Source organism: Duganella violaceipulchra (assembly GCF_019166075.1).
GTDB lineage: Bacteria > Pseudomonadota > Gammaproteobacteria > Burkholderiales > Burkholderiaceae_D > Rugamonas > Rugamonas violaceipulchra.
In genome coordinates this window covers 402676-419554 of record NZ_JAHTGR010000003.1, presented here as the reverse complement: position 1 = coordinate 419554, position 16879 = coordinate 402676, and the positions used below count along the sequence as shown (strand labels likewise).

The window sequence follows — 16879 nt, the reverse complement described above, 5'->3', positions numbered from 1 at the left end:
ACTGGCACATTCGCGCCGATTGCGTATGATTCCGGGCTTGACTGCTTAGGAATCGCCCACATGTTGCCTTCAATCGAACAACGTCTTGCCCTGGAACTGACTTGCAAACCGATACAGGTTGCCGCCGCCATCGCCCTGCTGGACGAAGGCGCCACGGTGCCCTTCATCGCCCGCTACCGGAAAGAAGCCACCGGCGGCCTGGACGACATTCAACTGCGCCTGCTCGAGGAACGCCTGCGCTACCTGCGCGAGCTGGAAGGCCGCCGCGCCGCGATTGTGGCATCGATCACCGAGCAGAATAAGATGACGCCGGAACTGTTAGATGCTGTCATGCACGCAGAAGACAAGACCCGTCTGGAAGACTTATACCTGCCTTACAAGCAAAAACGCCGCACCAAGGCGCAGATCGCCATCGAAGCGGGCCTGGCGCCGCTGGCCGACGGCCTGCTGGACAACCCGGAACTGAACCCGGAGATGGAGGCCAACAAATACCTGCGCGACGCCTTCACCACCGCCGAGGGCAACAATCCCGGCGTGGTCGACATCAAGGCCGCGCTGGACGGCGCCCGCCAGATCCTGATGGAACGATTTGCCGAAGATGCAACGTTGCTGCAATCCTTGCGCGAATACGTATTGGATCATGGCATTGTTGAATCCAAGGTTATTGAAGGTAAGCAAGACGAGGGCGAAAAATTCGCCGATTACTTTGATTATTCCGAAACCATAGGCACCGTGCCGTCGCACCGCGCGCTGGCGCTGTTGCGCGGCCGCCGCGAAGGCATCCTCGATGTCACGCTGCGGCTGGACACCGAGGCCGAAAAACCGAAGTGGGACGCGCCGCACAATCCGTGCGAAGGCCGCATCGCCGCCCGTTTCGGCATCAAGAACCAGGGCCGTCCGGCCGACAAATGGCTGGGCGACACCGCCCGCTGGACCTGGCGCGTGAAGAGCTTCATGCACCTGGAAACCGAGCTGATGGGCGCGCTGCGCGAGCGTTCCGAGCTGGACGCGATCAACGTCTTCGCCACCAACCTGAAGGCGCTGCTGCTGGCGGCGCCGGCCGGCCAGCGCGCCACCATGGGCCTGGACCCCGGCCTGCGCACCGGCGTCAAGGTGGCGGTGGTGGACGCCACCGGCAAGGTGGTCGATACCGCCGTGATCTACCCGCACCAGCCGAAGAACGACTGGGACGGCTCGCTGCACACCCTGGGCAAGCTGGCCGCCAAGCACAATGTGTCCTTGATTTCGATCGGCAACGGCACCGCCTCGCGCGAGACCGACAAGCTGGCGCAGGACTTGATCAAGCAATTCCCTGAACAGAAAATGACCAAGATCGTCGTCTCGGAAGCGGGCGCGTCGGTGTACTCGGCGTCGGAGTTCGCCTCGCGCGAGCTGCCGGACATGGACGTGTCGCTGCGCGGCGCGGTGTCGATCGCCCGCCGCCTGCAAGATCCGCTGGCCGAGCTGGTCAAGATCGATCCGAAATCGATCGGCGTCGGCCAGTACCAGCACGACGTCTCGCAGACCCAGCTGGCCCGCTCGCTGGACGCGGTGGTCGAGGACTGCGTGAACGCGGTCGGCGTCGATGTGAACACCGCCTCGGCGCCGCTGCTGGCGCGGGTGTCGGGCCTGTCGGCCTCGGTGGCGCAGGCGATCGTGTCCTACCGCGACATCAAGGGCGCGTTCACCTCGCGCGCAGGGTTGAAAGCGGTGCCGCGCCTGGGTGACAAGACCTTTGAACAGGCGGCCGGCTTCCTGCGCGTGATGGGCGGCGAGAACCCGCTGGACGCCTCGGCGGTGCACCCGGAATCGTATCCGCTGGTGGAAAAAATCCTGGGCGACATCAAGAAGGACATCAAGGCCGTCATCGGCGAGACCGCGTTGATCAAGACGCTCAATCCGGCCAAGTACGCCGACGACAAGTTCGGCGTGCCGACCATCTCCGACATCCTGAAGGAGCTGGAGAAGCCGGGCCGCGATCCGCGTCCCGAGTTCACCACCGCCACCTTCAAGGACGGCGTGGAAGAAATCCGCGACCTGCGTCCGGACATGATCCTGGAAGGCGTGGTCACCAACGTGGCCGCGTTCGGCGCCTTCGTCGACATCGGCGTGCACCAGGACGGCCTGGTGCACATCTCGGCCCTGTCGAACACCTTCGTCAAGGACCCGCACACGGTGGTCAAGGCCGGCCAGGTGGTCAAGGTCAAGGTGCTGGAAGTGGACGAGAAGCGCAAGCGGATCGCCCTGACCATGCGCCTGAGCGACAGCGCGCCGCAGGCCGGTTCGCAGCCGCAGCAGCGCGGCGATCGCAACGACCGCAAGAGCATGGGCCAGCACCAGAAGCAGGCCGCCAAGTCCGAGCCGGTCGGCGGCAGCATGGCGGCCGCCTTTGCCAAGCTGCGGGGTTAAGCCTGCTTCAAGTCGCGGATGCGCTTGCCTAATCTGGCAACGCCATACAGCAGTAGCAGCAACAACGCGACATTCAGCCATCGCGTCGCGGCGGGGATGCCGGTCAGGTGGGCCGGCCCCCCCAGCAATTCGGGCCAATGACCGCTGCTGATCAGGATCGGCGGCAGCTGCGCCAAGGCGCCCAGGCACATCACGATGAGCACCTTCCGGTACCTGCGTATCCGGCCGGTGTTATCGGTATAGATTTCCGGCGCCACGCCGGCCTTGCAGGTTTTACGCCAGCAATGCCAGACCCCAATGGATGTCACATGCTCCCAGCCCGCATCTTGAAACAACTGCCTGTAATGCGGATCGCGCCGTTGAGTGCCCATGTCCCAGCGATACGCCACGTCCGCCGGCGCGCCGCGCACGAAGCTGTGCATGCCGATGACGTTGGCGTCGCGCAGATGCATGCCCTGGGACGCCATGCTCTGCAGCCATTGCTCGTGCTTGTCATCCTTCCAAGCCCACCAAAATTTGTACTTCCGCACTACGGTACCGTTTTCCACACAACCTCCTATCTCAGAGCTGCAATACGCTGACCCAGTTTGACCGTGCTGTAGGCGCAGAGCAGAAAGATGCAGATGCTCAGCGTTTCCAGCGCGGTCCAACTGGTTGAGCTTCCCCACCGTTGCCAACTGCGCGCGTTGTAGAGTTGAAATGCCACCATCAGCGCGAACGGTGCCAGCATGCGCCAGTATTTACGGCGCTTGTCCGCGTGGTCGGTGAACAGCTCCGGCGCCGGTTGGCCAGCCTTGATGGGGTGGCGCCAGCAATGCCAGCCGCCGGTCAGTATCGTCACGTATTCCCAGCCCGCATCTTGCAACAGGCGCTGATAGGCCGGATCGAAACTGTCGCCGCCCACCTCCAGCCGGTAAGCGACGTCCGCAGGCTCGCCCAGCTCGAAGGTATGGATACCGAACGAGTTCACGCTGCGAAGGTGCATGCCCTGCGCCGCCATGCGCTGCAACCATGCCTCGCATTGCTCGTCCTGCCAGGCAAACCACAGTTTGTACTTTTTCACCAGGTCCATACGGTCTCCTTAAGACGCGTTCAGCAACGCACGGGCGTTGCTCACCATGATTTCCAGCCGCCGCACCTGCTCAGCCAGCACCTTCCGGCCCAACTCCGTCAGCGCATACACCTTGCGCCGCTCTTCTTCCGCCACCTTGACGATCAAGGCCTGCTTTTCCAGCGTGCCGAACACGCCGTACAAGGTGCCCGGCCCCAGCGTGACGCTGCCGCCACTCATCGTTTCCACCTTCTGCATGATGGCGTAGCCGTGCAGCGGCTCATTCAGCGCCAACATCACGTAAAACGTGGCCTCGGACAACGGCAGATACTTCGAGTAATGGATATCGCCCATCGCGTTCCTTCTGTATCGTGTATCGCTATATCGAGAGTCGATATATCGATGTACGCTATACTACCAATGATTTTCGTCTTGTCAACCACGCGGCGGCCGCATTTCTTATAAAATGTCGGCATCTAATATTACTTTTCACCGAGGCAGCTATGAGCGACGTACAAACCTGGATCAAAGAAACCGTGACCGCCACCCCCGTGGTGCTGTTCATGAAGGGCACCGCCCAGTTCCCGCAATGCGGCTTTTCCGGCCGCGCCATCCAGATCCTGAAAGCCTGCGGCGTTGAGAACATTGCCACCGTCAACGTGCTGGAAGATCCTGAAGTCCGCCAAGGCATCAAGGACTACTCGAACTGGCCTACCATTCCGCAGCTCTACGTCAAAGGCGAGTTCATCGGCGGTTCGGACATCATGAACGAGATGTTCGAGTCCGGCGAACTGAAGGCCCTGCTGGATGCCTGATCGTCCGCGGCCTCTCGTGGCCCGGCGGATCATCATCGCCATCACCGGCGCCACCGGCGCGGTGTATGGCGTGCGTCTGCTGCAACAGTTGCAACATACCCCCGGCATCGAGACGCATCTGATCGTCTCCGATGCCGCGGTCCTCACGCTGCACCAGGAAACCGGACTGCCGCGGCGCGAGGTCGAAGCGCTGGCCCACGTGGTGCACAAGGTGCGCGACGTCGGCGCCTCGATCGCCAGCGGTTCTTTCCAGTCGGATGGGATGATCGTCGCGCCTTGCTCGATGAAGACGCTGGCGTCGGTGGCGCATGGCCTGTCGGACAACCTGATCGCGCGCGCGGCCGACGTGGTGCTCAAGGAGCGCCGCCGGCTGGTGCTGATGGTGAGGGAAACGCCGTTCAACCTGGCGCACTTGCGCAATATGACGGCGGTGACGGAAATGGGTGGGATCATCTTCCCGCCGCTGCCCAGCTTTTATCACAATCCGCAAAGCATTGCGGAGATGGTCGACCACACGGTCGCTCGGGTCATTGATTTGTTCGGCATCGAGCACACGATGGCCCCGCGCTGGAACGGCATGAAGCCGACCAGCGAGTCCAGCTAAGACCTGCTCTACCGCGCCTGCTACCCCAGCCTAGCGTTTATCGAACTGCGATCCGCTGGCTTTCTTCAGATCCCGTGCTTCCTCGACCATGCGGCGGTGGGCAATGCGCTTGCGCATTACTTCCGCGTGCTGGGCGGCGGTCATCGGGGGGACGGTCATCAAATCTTTTAACTGCGCGACGTTGCTGTAGTTACTTTTCATAAGACGGCTCAAAAGCTTGGCTCCCGAAGTAAATGCTGCGGCTCAGCGATGGCTGATTGCCTATTGTGCCTCAAATCCGTGTCGAAACTATGACAATTCGTAAAGCCCCAAAAAATAAAAAGGGCGCCCCCTGAGGGACGCCCTATCCGAACAAAAACCGGCCAGACCGTGAAACTAGTTTCACACGGAAACACTTTGGACCTCAGTCACAAACGGTCAAAATAACTCCGTAGTAGTACTTAAAATGACTACTTTTGGTAATTAACCCGCACCAGCATGCGTATAAATTCGCGTGCAATCTGGCGGTGATGTTCGTCCAGGCGTTGCAAATCCGCGATCAGCTTGACGTCGGCCGACTCGAAACGCGACAGGCCGTTGCCGCCTTCGCCAGTCGGCGCGTCCGCTTCGGCGCCGCCAAAGCGCAGCCATTCGGCCGGCACGCCCAGCCACTGGGCGATCATGCGCAGCTTTTCCTGGGTCGGAATCGCCTCGCCTACCAACCATTTGCGGGCGGCGTGGACGGTGATGGGACGGCCATCGAAGCGTATATTGAATTCCCGCGCCAAACGAGTTGGGCTGTCGGGGGAGTAGTGGGCGTTTTTGAGAGCCTGTTGCAAGCGCTGGCTAAAGCTTTCGCGTTCATTAGAAGAATTCATAATTGCACTATTTCACGTTGCGTCATGAAAGTCAGTCTCTTGTTTTTAAGATCTGACTGTGACGTGATGGGATTTTATAATTAACACTTTATCCTCTGTAAGTGCAAGTACAGGCAAGAACCTGCACCGAACTTTATTCGGTTTACCGCTGCCAAACGGGCCGAAGGCTCGGAGCCGTTTTCAGTGGAAATAGTGAAGTTATTACAATAACACCACTACTAGTTTACGGCCACACTTTCAACGCTACGCGACGCGGAAACGTATGATGCCGTCCGCTCCTGTTTCACGGCGCACGATACCGTCGTGCCACAATTTGTGCAGATGCGCCAGCGCTTCGCCCAGCGCAAAGCTAAGCTGGTGGGCGTCTAGCGGCCGTTTGAACATCATCGGCACGATGTCGGCCGCCGACTGCCAATCGCGGCAGGCGTCGACCACCTCGGCCAGCCGCTCGGCGTGGTGCTGGCGCAACTGGGCGATGCGGGTATGCAGCCCGCGGAATGGTTTGCCGTGCGAGGGCAGCACCAATACATCGTTCGGCAAGTCAACAAACTTGCTCAATGAGTCAAGATACAGCGTCAGCGAGTTGGCCTCCGGTTCCACCGCGAAAACCGACACATTGGTGGAGATGCGCGGCAGCACCATGTCGCCGGCGATCAGCATGTTGAGTGATGCGCAATACAGCGAAGCATGCTCGGGGGCATGGCCGAAGCCGGTGATCACCCGCCAGCGATGGTCGCCAATCGCAACCAACTGTCCATCCTGGATGCGGGTGTAGGCGGCCGGCACCGACGGTACCAGCGTCGGGTAGTAGTTTTTCCGGCTAGCCATTTTTTCCAGCATGTCCGGCTCGCGCAGGCCGTGGCGCTGGAAATGCGGCAGCGCCGCCGAACCATCCACGCCCGGCAGCGCGGCCGACATCATGCGCGCGAAGGCGTATTCGCCAGTGGTGGTCCACAGCGGCACGTCCCAGCGGCGGCACAGCCAGTCGGCCAGGCCGATGTGGTCGGGATGGCAGTGGGTGGCGAACACGCGCCGGACCGGCAAGCCATCCAGGCCGTTTTCGAAGATGGTTTCCCAGGCGGCGCGGGTGGCGTCGCCGGCCACGCCGCTGTCGACCACGCTCCAGCCGTCGCCATCGCGCAACAGCCACAGGTTGATATGATCCAGCGCAAACGGCAGCGGCATGCGCAGCCAGCGCAGGCCGGCGACGATTTCGTGCACGGCGCCGGTGGCCGGGATGGTGTCGCCCAGCGGGTAGTCCAGTTGCAATTCGAGCGGGTTCATTTTTCTTCTTTCGGGAAGTCAGGCGCGCTACAATGTGCTTGACGTTGACGTAAACGGAAATTGTACGACTTTACCGCAAACCCAGAGATGCCCACCTATACCATTACCGAACTGGCCCGTGAATTCGACATCACGGCGCGCGCCATCCGCTTTTACGAAGACCAGGGCTTGCTGAGCCCGTCCCGCGAAGGCGCGGGCGGCCGCAACCGCGTCTACACACCGCGCGACCGCACCCGCCTCAAGCTGACCCTGCGCGGCAAGCGCCTGGGGCTGTCGCTGTCGGAGATCAAGAGCCTGGTCGACATGTACGAATCGCCCAAGGATACCAGCGCCCAGATGAACCGCTTCCTGGGCGTGCTGGCGCAGCACCGCGAAACGCTGGAACAGCAGCGCGAGGACATCGAAATGTCGCTGGCCGAAATCACCGCCCACGAGGACGAATGCAAGCGCCTGCTGGCCGCGATCGGCGAACCCCGGCCGGCCACAATCTAATACAAATAGCAATATTGCGTGACGGCCCACCGTCACCGCTGCTTTACGTTTACGTTAACGTCACACCGGCGTATGATTGACGCTTCCATCAAAACACAAGAATGAGGACGACATGCTCCATCTCCCAGGCCTGACCTTTGACCACGGCGAAGACATCGCCGCCCTGCGCGAAGCCGTGCAACAGTTCGCCGCCGCCGAAATCGCGCCGCGCGCCGCTGAAATCGACCGCAGCGACCAGTTCCCGATGGACCTGTGGCGCAAGATGGGCGATCTGGGCGTGCTCGGCATCACCGTCGGCGAGGAATACGGCGGCGCCAACATGGGCTACCTGGCCCACATCGTCGCGATGGAGGAAATCTCGCGCGCCTCGGCCTCGGTCGGCCTGTCCTACGGCGCCCACTCGAATCTGTGCGTCAACCAGATCAAGCGCAACGGCACCGAAGAGCAAAAACAAAAATACCTGCCCAAGCTGATCTCCGGCGAACACGTCGGCGCACTGGCCATGTCCGAGCCGAACGCCGGTTCCGACGTGGTCAGCATGAAGCTGCGCGCCGACTTCAAGGGCGACCGCTGGGTGCTCAACGGCACCAAGATGTGGATCACCAACGGCCCCGACGCCGACGTGCTGGTGGTCTACGCCAAGAGCGACCTGGAAGCGGGCCCGAAAGGCATGACCGCCTTCCTGATCGAGAAAGACTTCAAGGGCTTCTCCGTGGCCCAGAAGCTCGACAAGCTGGGCATGCGCGGCTCGCACACCGGCGAGCTGGTGTTCGACAACTGCGAAGTGCCGGCCGAGAACGTGCTGGGCGGCCTGGGCAAGGGCGTCAACGTGCTGATGTCCGGCCTGGACTTCGAGCGCACCGTACTGTCCGGCGGCCCGCTGGGCATCATGCAGGCTTGCATGGACGCGGTGGTGCCATACATCCACGACCGCAAGCAATTCGGCCAGCCGATCGGCGAATTCCAGCTGATGCAGGGTAAGATTGCGGATATGTACTCGACCATGATGGCGTGCAAGGCATATGTGTACGCCGTCGGTCAGGCCTGCGACCGGGCCAAAACCCCGGAAGCGGTCCGCCAGTTGCGCAAGGATGCAGCGGGAGCCATTTTGTATAGCGCAGAAAAAGCGACCTGGATGGCCGGCGAGGCGATCCAGACGCTGGGCGGCAACGGCTACATCAACGAGTATCCGGTCGGCCGCCTGTGGCGCGACGCCAAATTGTATGAAATTGGCGCCGGCACCAGCGAAATCCGCCGCATGCTGATCGGCCGCGAACTGTTCGCGGAAACCAAGTAAGCATTGTGTGCGTTGGCTGGACCGGCGGCAGTATGAACCTCCGCTAACGCACACCAGGGCTGACCCATGATCCAGGCTGCTTTCCCCAAACTGCTGCGCTCGCAGATCGCGTTCGACATCGCCCGCACCATCCGCGACGGTTTCGACAAGCACTACCGCTTGTTCCGGCTCACCAGCCAGCAGGCCAAGCAGCATTTCGAGCAGGGCGCCTGGCGCACCGCGCAGCAGGCCGCGCGCGAACGCATCGACTTCTACGACCGCCGCGTGCAGGAATGCGTGCAGATGCTGGAAGACGAGTACGACCCGGCCGAGCTGACCGACGAAGTGTGGCGCGAACTCAAGCTGCACTTCATCGGCATGCTGTCCGACCACAAGCAGCCCGAGCTGGCCGAGACCTTCTTCAACTCGGTCTGCTGCAACATCCTGCACCGCCGCTACTTCCACAATGAGTTCATCTTCGTGCGCCCGGTGGTCTCCACCGAGTACATCGAAACCGAGGAAATCGCGCCGACCTACCGCGTCTACTACCCCGGCACCGACGGCCTGCACTACACGCTCAAGCGCATCATCACCAACTTCCAGCTGGCCACCAGGTTCGCCAACCTGACGCGCGACGTGGCGCAGATCGAAGGCCGGCTGCGCACGCTGTTCGGCGGCATCAAGCTGGAGCCCAACCACCAGATCCACGTGCTGTCGAGCCTGTTCTTCCGCAACAAGGGCGCCTACATCGTCGGCAAGGGCATCAACGGCAACAAGGAATATCCCTTCGTCGTGCCCATCCTGCACAACAAGCACGGCGAGCTGATACTCGACACCGTGCTGTTCGACCACGAGCAGATCACGGTGCTGTTCTCGTTCACGCGCGCCTACTTCCTGGTCGACATGGAGGTGCCGTCGGCCTATGTGCAGTTCCTGCGCACGCTGCTGCCGCGCAAGCCGCGCAGCGAGATCTACACCATCCTCGGCCTGCAAAAGCAGGGCAAGACGCTGTTCTATCGCGACTACCTGCAGCACCTCAAGCATTCGTCCGACCTGTTCGACATCGCGCCCGGCATCCGCGGCCTGGTGATGCTGGTGTTCGCGCTGCCGTCGTTCCCGTATGTGTTCAAGGTCATCAAGGATTTCTTCCCGGCGCCCAAGGAAACCACGCGCGCGCTGATCAAGGAAAAATACCTGCTGGTCAAACACCACGACCGCGTCGGCCGCATGGCCGACACGCTGGAATACTCCAACGTCGCCTTCCCGCGCCACCGCTTCAGCGAAGAGCTGATCGCCGAGCTCAAGCATTTCGTGCCGTCGCTGCTGGAAGAGGATGGCGACCAGCTCGTCATCAAGCACCTGTACATCGAGCGCCGCATGGTGCCGCTGAACATGTGGCTGACCAACGCCGACAACGACAACGACGAGCTGCAGATCGAACACGGCGTGCTGGAGTACGGCAACGCCATCAAGGAACTGGTGGCCGCCAACATCTTCCCCGGCGACATGCTGTACAAGAACTTCGGCGTCACGCGCCACCAGCGCGTGGTGTTTTACGATTACGACGAAATCGAATACATCACCGACTGCAATTTCCGCGTGATCCCGCAGGCCCGCACGGAGGAGGAGGAAATGGCCTCCGAGCCGTGGTACCCGATCGGCAAGTACGACGTCTTCCCCGAGCAGTTCGGCCGCTTCCTGCTGGGGAACGCCAAGATCCGAAAATATTTCATGAAGCACCACAGCGACCTGCTGACGCAAGCCTGGTGGCAGGCGCGCAAGCAGCGCATCCTTGAAGGCCATGTGGAAGACGTCTTCCCGTATCCGCAACACATCCGGTTTTGCAATCAACACACCACCCCACCGGCGGCAATCCAGCCGCCATTTATGGAGACTCTAGAAAATGAATGATCCTATCGTAATCGTCGGTGCAGCCCGCACTCCCATGGGCGCCTTCCAGGGCGACTTCTCCAGCAAGGTCGCGCACGACCTGGGCGCCGTCGCGATCCAGGCCGCCGTCGAACGCTCCGGCATCGACGGCAAGCTGGTCGAACACGTCTACTTCGGCAATTGCCTGATGGCGGGCCAGGGCCAAGCGCCGGCGCGCCAGGCGCTGCTGAAGGCCGGCCTGCCGACCTCGACCGGCGCGGTCACGCTGTCCAAGATGTGCGGCTCGGCCATGCAGGCGGCGATCTTCGCGCACGACCAGCTGGTCGCGGGCAGCGCCGAAGTGGTGATCGCCGGCGGCATGGAGTCGATGACCAACGCGCCCTACCTGGTGCCGAAGGCGCGCGGCGGCTACCGCATCGGCCACGGCATGCTGTTCGACCACATGATGTACGACGGCCTGGAAGACGCCTACTCGCGCAACGAGAAAACCGGCGAAGGCCGCTCGATGGGCACCTTCGCCGAAGAGTGCTCGGCCAAGTACGAGTTCACCCGCGAAGCGCAGGACAACTTCGCCATCGAATCGGTCAAGCGCGCGCAGGTCGCCACCAATGAAGGCTGGTTCAAATGGGAAATCGCGCCGGTCACCGTGACCAGCCGCGCCGGCGACACCGTCATCGACAAGGATGAAGGCCCGCTCAAGGCCAAGATCGACAAGATCCCGACCCTGCGCGCCGCGTTCAAGAAAGATGGCACCATCACCGCCGCCTCGTCGTCGTCGATCAACGACGGCGCCGCCGCGCTGGTGATGATGCGCGAATCGACCGCCAAGAAACTGGGCCTGACCGTGATCGCCAAGATCCACGGCCACGCCACCTTCGCGCAGGAACCGAACCTGTTCACCACCGCACCGATCGGCGCGGTCGAAAAGCTGTACAAGAAAATCGGCTGGGGCACCAAGGACGTCGACCTGTTCGAGATCAACGAAGCGTTTGCCGCCGTGCCGATGGCCGCCATGCGCGACCTCGACATCCCGCACGACAAGGTCAACATCCACGGCGGCGCCTGCGCGCTGGGCCACCCGATCGGCGCATCCGGCGCGCGCATCATCGTCACCCTGATCGGCGCGCTCAAGCGCACCGGCGGCAAGAAGGGCGTGGCGGCGCTGTGCATCGGCGGCGGTGAAGCGACCGCCATGGCCATCGAACTGGCCTAAGCGGATGGCGACGGCACTGATCATCGGCGCCTCGCGCGGCATCGGCCTGGAACTGGTGCGCCAGTACCTGGCCGACGGCTGGCGCGTGATCGCCACCGCGCGCAAGGCGGAACACATCGATGCGCTGGCCGCGCTGGGCGCCGAGGCCCACGGGCTGGACGTGACCAACGTCGAAGCCGTTGCGGGGCTGGGCTGGAAGCTGGACGGCGAGGAGCTCAATGTGGCCATCCTCAACGCCGGCGTGTACGGCCCGCGCCACGACGGCTTCCCGCTGCAAACCGACTTCGACACGGTAATGCACACCAACGTGCTGGCGGCGATGCGGCTGCTGCCGATCATCGCGCCGATGGTGTGCGCGACGCGCGGCAAGCTGGCGGTGCTGTCGTCGAAGATGGGTTCGCTCAGCGAGCGCGCCAATCCCACCGGCTCGCTGTACCGGGCCAGCAAGGCGGCGCTCAATTCGGTGCTGATCGACACGGCGCTCAGCTTCGGCAAGCAGGGCGCCACCTGCGTCGCCCTGCATCCGGGCTGGGTGCGCACGGACATGGGAGGCGGCGACGCCGATCTCCCGGTGGAACAAAGCGCGGCAGGTATACGCGCAACGCTGGCGGCGCTACCCGCGTCCGAGCAGGCGGTGTATCGCAACTACGATGGCACAAGCATCGGCTGGTGATTCAACAACGATAAACGAGACAATATGATACTGAGCGAAGAACACGAAATGATACGCGACGCCCTGCGCACCTTTGCGCGGGAGCGCCTGGCGCCCAACGCCGCCCGCTGGGACAAGGAGCACCACTTCCCGAAAGAGGAGCTGAAGGAGCTGGCCGCGCTGGGCGCGTTTGGCGTCGCGGTGCCGGAGGCGCTGGGCGGCGCCGGCATGGACTACGTGTCGCTCGCGCTGGTATTGGAAGAGATCGCGGCCGGCGATGGCGGCACCTCCACCATCATCTCGGTCAACAACTGTCCGGTGTGCAGCATCGCGATGATGTACGCCAACGACAAGCAAAAAGAACAGTGGCTGCGTCCGCTGGCGCAGGGCGAGATGCTGGGCGCCTTCTGCCTGACCGAGCCGCACACCGGCAGCGACGCCGCCGCCCTGCGCACCACCGCCACGCGCGAAGGCGACGAGTACGTGATCAACGGCGTCAAGCAGTTCATCACCAGCGGCAAGTATGCGGACGTGGCGATCGTCATGGCGGTCACCGACAAGGCGGCCGGCAAGAAGGGCATCAGCGCGTTCTGGGTGCCGACCTCGGCGCCGGGCTACATCGTGGCGGGGCTGGAGCAGAAGATGGGCCAGCACTCGTCGGACACGGCGCAGATCCTGTTCGAGAACTGCCGCATCCCGGCGGAGAACCTGATCGGCGAGGAAGGCCAGGGCTACAAGATCGCCTTGTCCGGGCTGGAGGGCGGGCGCATCGGCATCGCCTCGCAGGCGGTGGGCATGGCGCGCGCCGCGTATGAAGCGGCGCTGGCGTATGCAAGGGATCGTGAGAGCTTCGGCAAGCCGATCTTCGAGCACCAGGCGGTGCAATTCCGCCTGTCGGACATGGCGACGCAGATCGAAGCGGCGCGCCAGCTGATCCGCCATGCGGCCTCGATGAAGGATGCGGGCTTGCCGTGTCTGAAGGAAGCGGCAATGGCCAAGCTGTTCGCGTCCGAGATGGCGGAGAAGGTCTGCTCCGACGCCATCCAGGTGCACGGTGGTTATGGCTACGTGTCCGACTTCCCGGTCGAGCGCATCTACCGCGACGTGCGCGTCTGCCAGATCTACGAAGGCACCAGCGACATCCAGAAACTGCTGATCGCCCGCGCGCTGTAAAAAACCCGGGGTCAAGTCTGACATTCGGACACGAGCTCTGCCGTAAGCAGGCGCTTACGGCAGAGCTCGTGTCCGAATGTCAGACTTGACCCCCATGTTAAATCTTTTCCAGTTGTCGGTTGATCGCCTTCATCGAACGCTCGTTGCGCTCGCTATAACGATCAGTCAGGTAATCGGTGCGGCCGCGCAAGAGCAAGGTCATCTTGTACAGCTCCTCCATCACATCCACCACCCGCTCATAGTAAGCGGAAGGACGCATGCGGCCGGCGTCGTCGAATTCCTTGTAGGCCATCGGCACCGACGACTGGTTGGGGATCGTGAACATGCGCATCCAGCGCCCCAGCAAGCGCAGCGTGTTGACTACGTTGAACGACTGCGATCCGCCGCATACCTGCATCACGGCCAGCGTGCGTCCCTGGCTCGGACGCAGCGCGCCTTGCTCCAGCGGTATCCAGTCGATCTGGTTTTTCATCACCGCCGTGATGGCGCCGTGCCGCTCCGGGCTGCACCACACCTGACCTTCGGACCACAGCGACAAGGCGCGCAACTCACGCACCTTGGGATGATCTTCCGGCACGCTGCCCGCCATCGGCAACTCGGTCGGGTCGAAGATTTTCACCTCGGCGCCAAAGTGTTCAAGGATGCGCGCCGCTTCTTCGGTCAGGAAGCGGCTGAACGAGCGCTCGCGCAGCGAGCCATACAGCATCAGGATGCGCGGCGGATGATCGAAGTCGCCAACCGGCGCCAGCTGGTCCAGGGTCGGCGGCTCCAGCAGCGCCGGATTGATGTTGGGCAGATCCATGTTTCCCCTCTCAGTTCAAACGCACAGCCAGCGCCGCCAGCGTGACCAGCAGCACCGGCAAGGTCAGACAGATGCCGACGCGGAAGTAGTAGCCCCAAGAAATCTTGATGCCCTTGTTTTCCAGCACGTGCAGCCACAGCAGCGTGGCCAGGCTGCCGATCGGCGTGATCTTCGGTCCCAGGTCGCTGCCGATGACGTTGGCGTAGACCATGGCCTCGCGCACCACGCCCTGCGCGCTGGATGCATCGATCGACAACGCGCCGATCAGCACCGTCGGCAGGTTGTTCATGATCGACGACAGGATCGCCGTGATGAAGCCGGTGCCCAGCGCCGCCCCCCACACACCATGCTGCGCGCAGGCGTTGAGCGCCGCCGTCAGGTAGTCGGTCAGACCGGCGTTACGCAGGCCGTACACCACCAGGTACATGCCCAGCGAGAACACCACGATCTGCCACGGCGCATTGCCGATCACCTCGCGCGTCGAGATGCGATGGCCGCGCGCCGCCACCAGCAGCAGCATGGCCGCGCCGACGGCCGAGGTGGCGCTGATCGGCACACCCAAGTCTTCCAGCCAGAAAAAGCCGATCAACAACAAACCCAGCACCCACCAGCCGGTCACGAACGTCGCGCGGTCGTGGATCGCGTCTTCCGGCCGCTTGACCTGCGCCAGGTCGTAGTCGGCCGGGATATCGCGGCGGAAGAACCACAGCAGCACCGCCAAGGTGGCCGCCACGGCGACCAGGTTCACCGGCACCATCACCGCCGCATAACGCGCGAAGCTGACGTTGAAATAGTCGGCCGAGACGATGTTGACCAGGTTGGACACCACCAGCGGCAAGCTGGCCGTGTCGGCGACGAAGCCGGCCGCCATCACAAACGCCAGCGTGGCTTTGCCCGAAAATTTCAGCTCGCGCAGCATGGCGATGACGATGGGCGTGAGGATCAGCGCCGCGCCGTCATTGGCGAACAGCGCCGACACCGCCGCCCCCAGCAGCACGAACATCGCGAACAGCAGCTTGCCGCTGCCGCGCCCCCAGCGCGCCACGTGCAGCGCGGCCCACTCGAAGAAGCCGGCCTTGTCCAGCAACAGGCTGATGATGATGATCGCCACGAAGGTGCCGGTGGCGTTCCACACGATGTGCCACACCACGGGAATATCGGCGACGTGGATCACGCCGGCCAGCAGCGCCACGCAGGCGCCGGCCACCGCGCTCCAGCCTATGCCCAGGCCGCGCGGCTGCCAGATGACGAAGGTCAGCGTCGCCAGGAAAATCAGGAAGGCGATCAGCATCAGGCCACGCTCAGGCCGCCGATGCGCTCCAGCTCCAGCTTGAATGCCGCCTTGTCGGTCGCCAGCTGCGCCAGCGGCAACGCCAGGAAGGCCTCGATGCGCGCGCGGATGATACGGTAGGCCAGTTCAAACGCGGTCTCGATTTCTTCTTCAGTGCCGACCACATGGCTGGGATCATCCACGCCCCAATGCGCGCGCAGCACCTGACCCAGATAGGCAGGGCAAGTCTCGCCGGCCGCGCTGCCGCAGACAGTGATGACGATATCCGGCGGGACCGGCAAGTCGTTCCACGATTTGCTGTAGTAGCCCTCGGTGGAAATCCCCTTGCGGGTGAGCAGCGCCACCGCGCGCGGATGCAAGGCACCAGCAGGCTGACTGCCGGCGCTGATCGCACGCCAGCCCTCGGGCGCCAGATGATTGAAGACACCTTCGCTCAACACCGAGCGGCAGGAATTACCGGTACAGAGAAACAGAACATTCATGGGGAGCATTCAGAGACGCCGCAGGGCAGGCCGCCGCAGCAGTTTTCAGTCAGGAATCCGATCAGGCCGTTCATCGCGCCCACATCGGCCGTATAGATAACGAAGCGGCCATCCTGGCGCGAGCCGACCATGCCGGCATGGCTCAGCTCCTTCAAGTGAAAGGACAGCGACGACGGCGAAATAGCTAGCCGTTCGGCGATTTTGCTGGCCGCCATGCCTTCCGGCCCCACCTGCACCAGCAGACGGAACACGGCCAACCGGCTGTCCTGGGCCAGCGACGACAGGGCCGCCAGAGCTTGTTTAGTATCCATGGGGCCATGCTATCCCAATCAATTCGATATTCCAAGTAATATTGAAATGACTGGGCAATAAAAAAAAGCCCGCATCTCGGCGGGCTTTGTTCCAATGTATTACCAATGCTTTAATCGTATGCCGGTGTCCAGTGCTATCTGCAAAGTGACTCCAGAGTCTCGGGCGCCCATGCTATCTGCGTGGTGCCCCCAACGTGTAAATCGACCATCGTATTCGGAATTACAACTCCAGGGTTCGCGTCAACTGCGGTTCGGTCTTACACATATCGAACTGCGG

At 62.6% G+C, this 16879-nt stretch carries 19 protein-coding genes; 9 read left to right on the top strand and 10 right to left on the bottom strand.

Features of this window, described 5'->3' with window-relative positions; translation table 11 throughout:
- The first annotated feature begins 60 nt into the window (after positions 1-60).
- Positions 61-2409, top strand: a complete 2349-nt coding sequence (locus KVP70_RS07875) for a Tex family protein (protein ID WP_217941572.1) — start codon at positions 61-63, stop codon at positions 2407-2409.
- On the opposite strand, the gene KVP70_RS07870 is transcribed toward KVP70_RS07875, so the two are convergent.
- The 3 genes from KVP70_RS07870 to KVP70_RS07860 are packed head-to-tail and all read right to left on the bottom strand — an operon-like array spanning position 2406 to position 3814.
- Entirely contained in the window at positions 2406-2957 is a 552-nt protein-coding gene (locus tag KVP70_RS07870; protein ID WP_217941571.1) for a DUF2812 domain-containing protein, read from the bottom strand. The two genes, KVP70_RS07875 and KVP70_RS07870, sit on opposite strands and share 4 nt — an antisense overlap.
- An 8-nt stretch (positions 2958-2965) precedes the next feature.
- Positions 2966-3481: a DUF2812 domain-containing protein gene (locus KVP70_RS07865; protein ID WP_217941570.1), complete on the bottom strand. Its 516-nt coding sequence runs from the start codon at positions 3479-3481 to the stop codon at positions 2966-2968.
- 9 nt (positions 3482-3490) lie between these two features.
- Positions 3491-3814 carry a PadR family transcriptional regulator gene (locus KVP70_RS07860; RefSeq protein WP_217941569.1) on the bottom strand — a complete coding sequence of 108 codons (324 nt, stop codon included), beginning with the start codon at positions 3812-3814 and terminating at the stop codon, positions 3491-3493.
- A 149-nt stretch (positions 3815-3963) separates the two neighbouring features.
- Here KVP70_RS07860 and grxD point away from each other — a divergent pair, with 149 nt between their 5' ends.
- Both grxD and KVP70_RS07850 read left to right on the top strand, forming a co-directional pair.
- Entirely contained in the window at positions 3964-4275 is a 312-nt protein-coding gene (grxD, locus tag KVP70_RS07855; RefSeq protein ID WP_020703833.1) for a Grx4 family monothiol glutaredoxin, read from the top strand.
- Positions 4268-4879, top strand: a complete 612-nt coding sequence (locus KVP70_RS07850; RefSeq protein WP_217941568.1) for a UbiX family flavin prenyltransferase — start codon at positions 4268-4270, stop codon at positions 4877-4879. Before grxD ends, KVP70_RS07850 begins: the two co-directional genes overlap by 8 nt.
- Positions 4880-4909: 30 nt before the next feature.
- On the opposite strand, the gene KVP70_RS07845 is transcribed toward KVP70_RS07850, so the two are convergent.
- The 3 genes from KVP70_RS07845 to KVP70_RS07835 form a co-directional block, all read right to left on the bottom strand.
- On the bottom strand, positions 4910-5080 hold the full coding sequence (locus tag KVP70_RS07845) for a hypothetical protein (protein WP_020703835.1): 171 nt from the start codon (positions 5078-5080) through the stop codon (positions 4910-4912).
- Positions 5081-5328: 248 nt separating this feature from the next.
- The gene (locus KVP70_RS07840; protein ID WP_026334739.1) at positions 5329-5736 is read right to left on the bottom strand and encodes a hypothetical protein; all 408 of its coding nucleotides are present in this window, start codon (positions 5734-5736) and stop codon (positions 5329-5331) included.
- A 243-nt stretch (positions 5737-5979) separates the two neighbouring features.
- Positions 5980-7020 carry an MBL fold metallo-hydrolase gene (locus tag KVP70_RS07835; protein WP_217941567.1) on the bottom strand — a complete coding sequence of 347 codons (1041 nt, stop codon included), beginning with the start codon at positions 7018-7020 and terminating at the stop codon, positions 5980-5982.
- Between the two features lie 87 nt (positions 7021-7107).
- Between KVP70_RS07835 and KVP70_RS07830 the strand changes: the two genes are divergently transcribed.
- From KVP70_RS07830 to KVP70_RS07805, 6 genes are all read left to right on the top strand, one after another.
- On the top strand, positions 7108-7512 hold the full coding sequence (locus KVP70_RS07830; protein WP_117012222.1) for a MerR family transcriptional regulator: 405 nt from the start codon (positions 7108-7110) through the stop codon (positions 7510-7512).
- 112 nt (positions 7513-7624) lie between these two features.
- A complete protein-coding gene (locus tag KVP70_RS07825) occupies positions 7625-8809 on the top strand; it encodes an isovaleryl-CoA dehydrogenase (protein ID WP_116991384.1) in 1185 nt (394 codons plus the stop codon).
- Between the two features lie 66 nt (positions 8810-8875).
- Positions 8876-10699 (top strand): bifunctional isocitrate dehydrogenase kinase/phosphatase, encoded by a 1824-nt coding sequence (gene aceK / locus KVP70_RS07820; protein WP_217941566.1) that lies wholly within the window; start codon positions 8876-8878, stop codon positions 10697-10699.
- Complete coding sequence (locus tag KVP70_RS07815; RefSeq protein ID WP_217941565.1) at positions 10692-11891, top strand: acetyl-CoA C-acyltransferase; 1200 nt, start codon at positions 10692-10694, stop codon at positions 11889-11891. Before aceK ends, KVP70_RS07815 begins: the two co-directional genes overlap by 8 nt.
- Before the next feature lie 4 nt (positions 11892-11895).
- Positions 11896-12564, top strand: a complete 669-nt coding sequence (locus KVP70_RS07810; protein WP_217941564.1) for an SDR family oxidoreductase — start codon at positions 11896-11898, stop codon at positions 12562-12564.
- A gap of 24 nt (positions 12565-12588) precedes the next feature.
- Positions 12589-13716 (top strand): acyl-CoA dehydrogenase family protein, encoded by a 1128-nt coding sequence (locus tag KVP70_RS07805; RefSeq protein WP_217941563.1) that lies wholly within the window; start codon positions 12589-12591, stop codon positions 13714-13716.
- Between the two features lie 97 nt (positions 13717-13813).
- Here KVP70_RS07805 and arsH read toward each other — a convergent pair whose 3' ends face one another.
- From arsH to KVP70_RS07785, 4 genes are read right to left on the bottom strand one after another with little or no spacing between them, the layout of a single operon-like run.
- Complete coding sequence (gene arsH / locus KVP70_RS07800; protein WP_217941562.1) at positions 13814-14518, bottom strand: arsenical resistance protein ArsH; 705 nt, start codon at positions 14516-14518, stop codon at positions 13814-13816.
- A 10-nt stretch (positions 14519-14528) separates the two neighbouring features.
- The gene (locus KVP70_RS07795; RefSeq protein WP_217941561.1) at positions 14529-15809 is read right to left on the bottom strand and encodes an arsenic transporter; all 1281 of its coding nucleotides are present in this window, start codon (positions 15807-15809) and stop codon (positions 14529-14531) included.
- On the bottom strand, positions 15809-16291 hold the full coding sequence (locus tag KVP70_RS07790; protein ID WP_217941560.1) for an arsenate reductase ArsC: 483 nt from the start codon (positions 16289-16291) through the stop codon (positions 15809-15811). Before KVP70_RS07790 ends, KVP70_RS07795 begins: the two co-directional genes overlap by 1 nt.
- Entirely contained in the window at positions 16288-16602 is a 315-nt protein-coding gene (locus tag KVP70_RS07785) for an ArsR/SmtB family transcription factor (RefSeq protein WP_217941559.1), read from the bottom strand. Before KVP70_RS07785 ends, KVP70_RS07790 begins: the two co-directional genes overlap by 4 nt.
- Between the last annotated feature and the right edge of the window lie 277 nt (positions 16603-16879).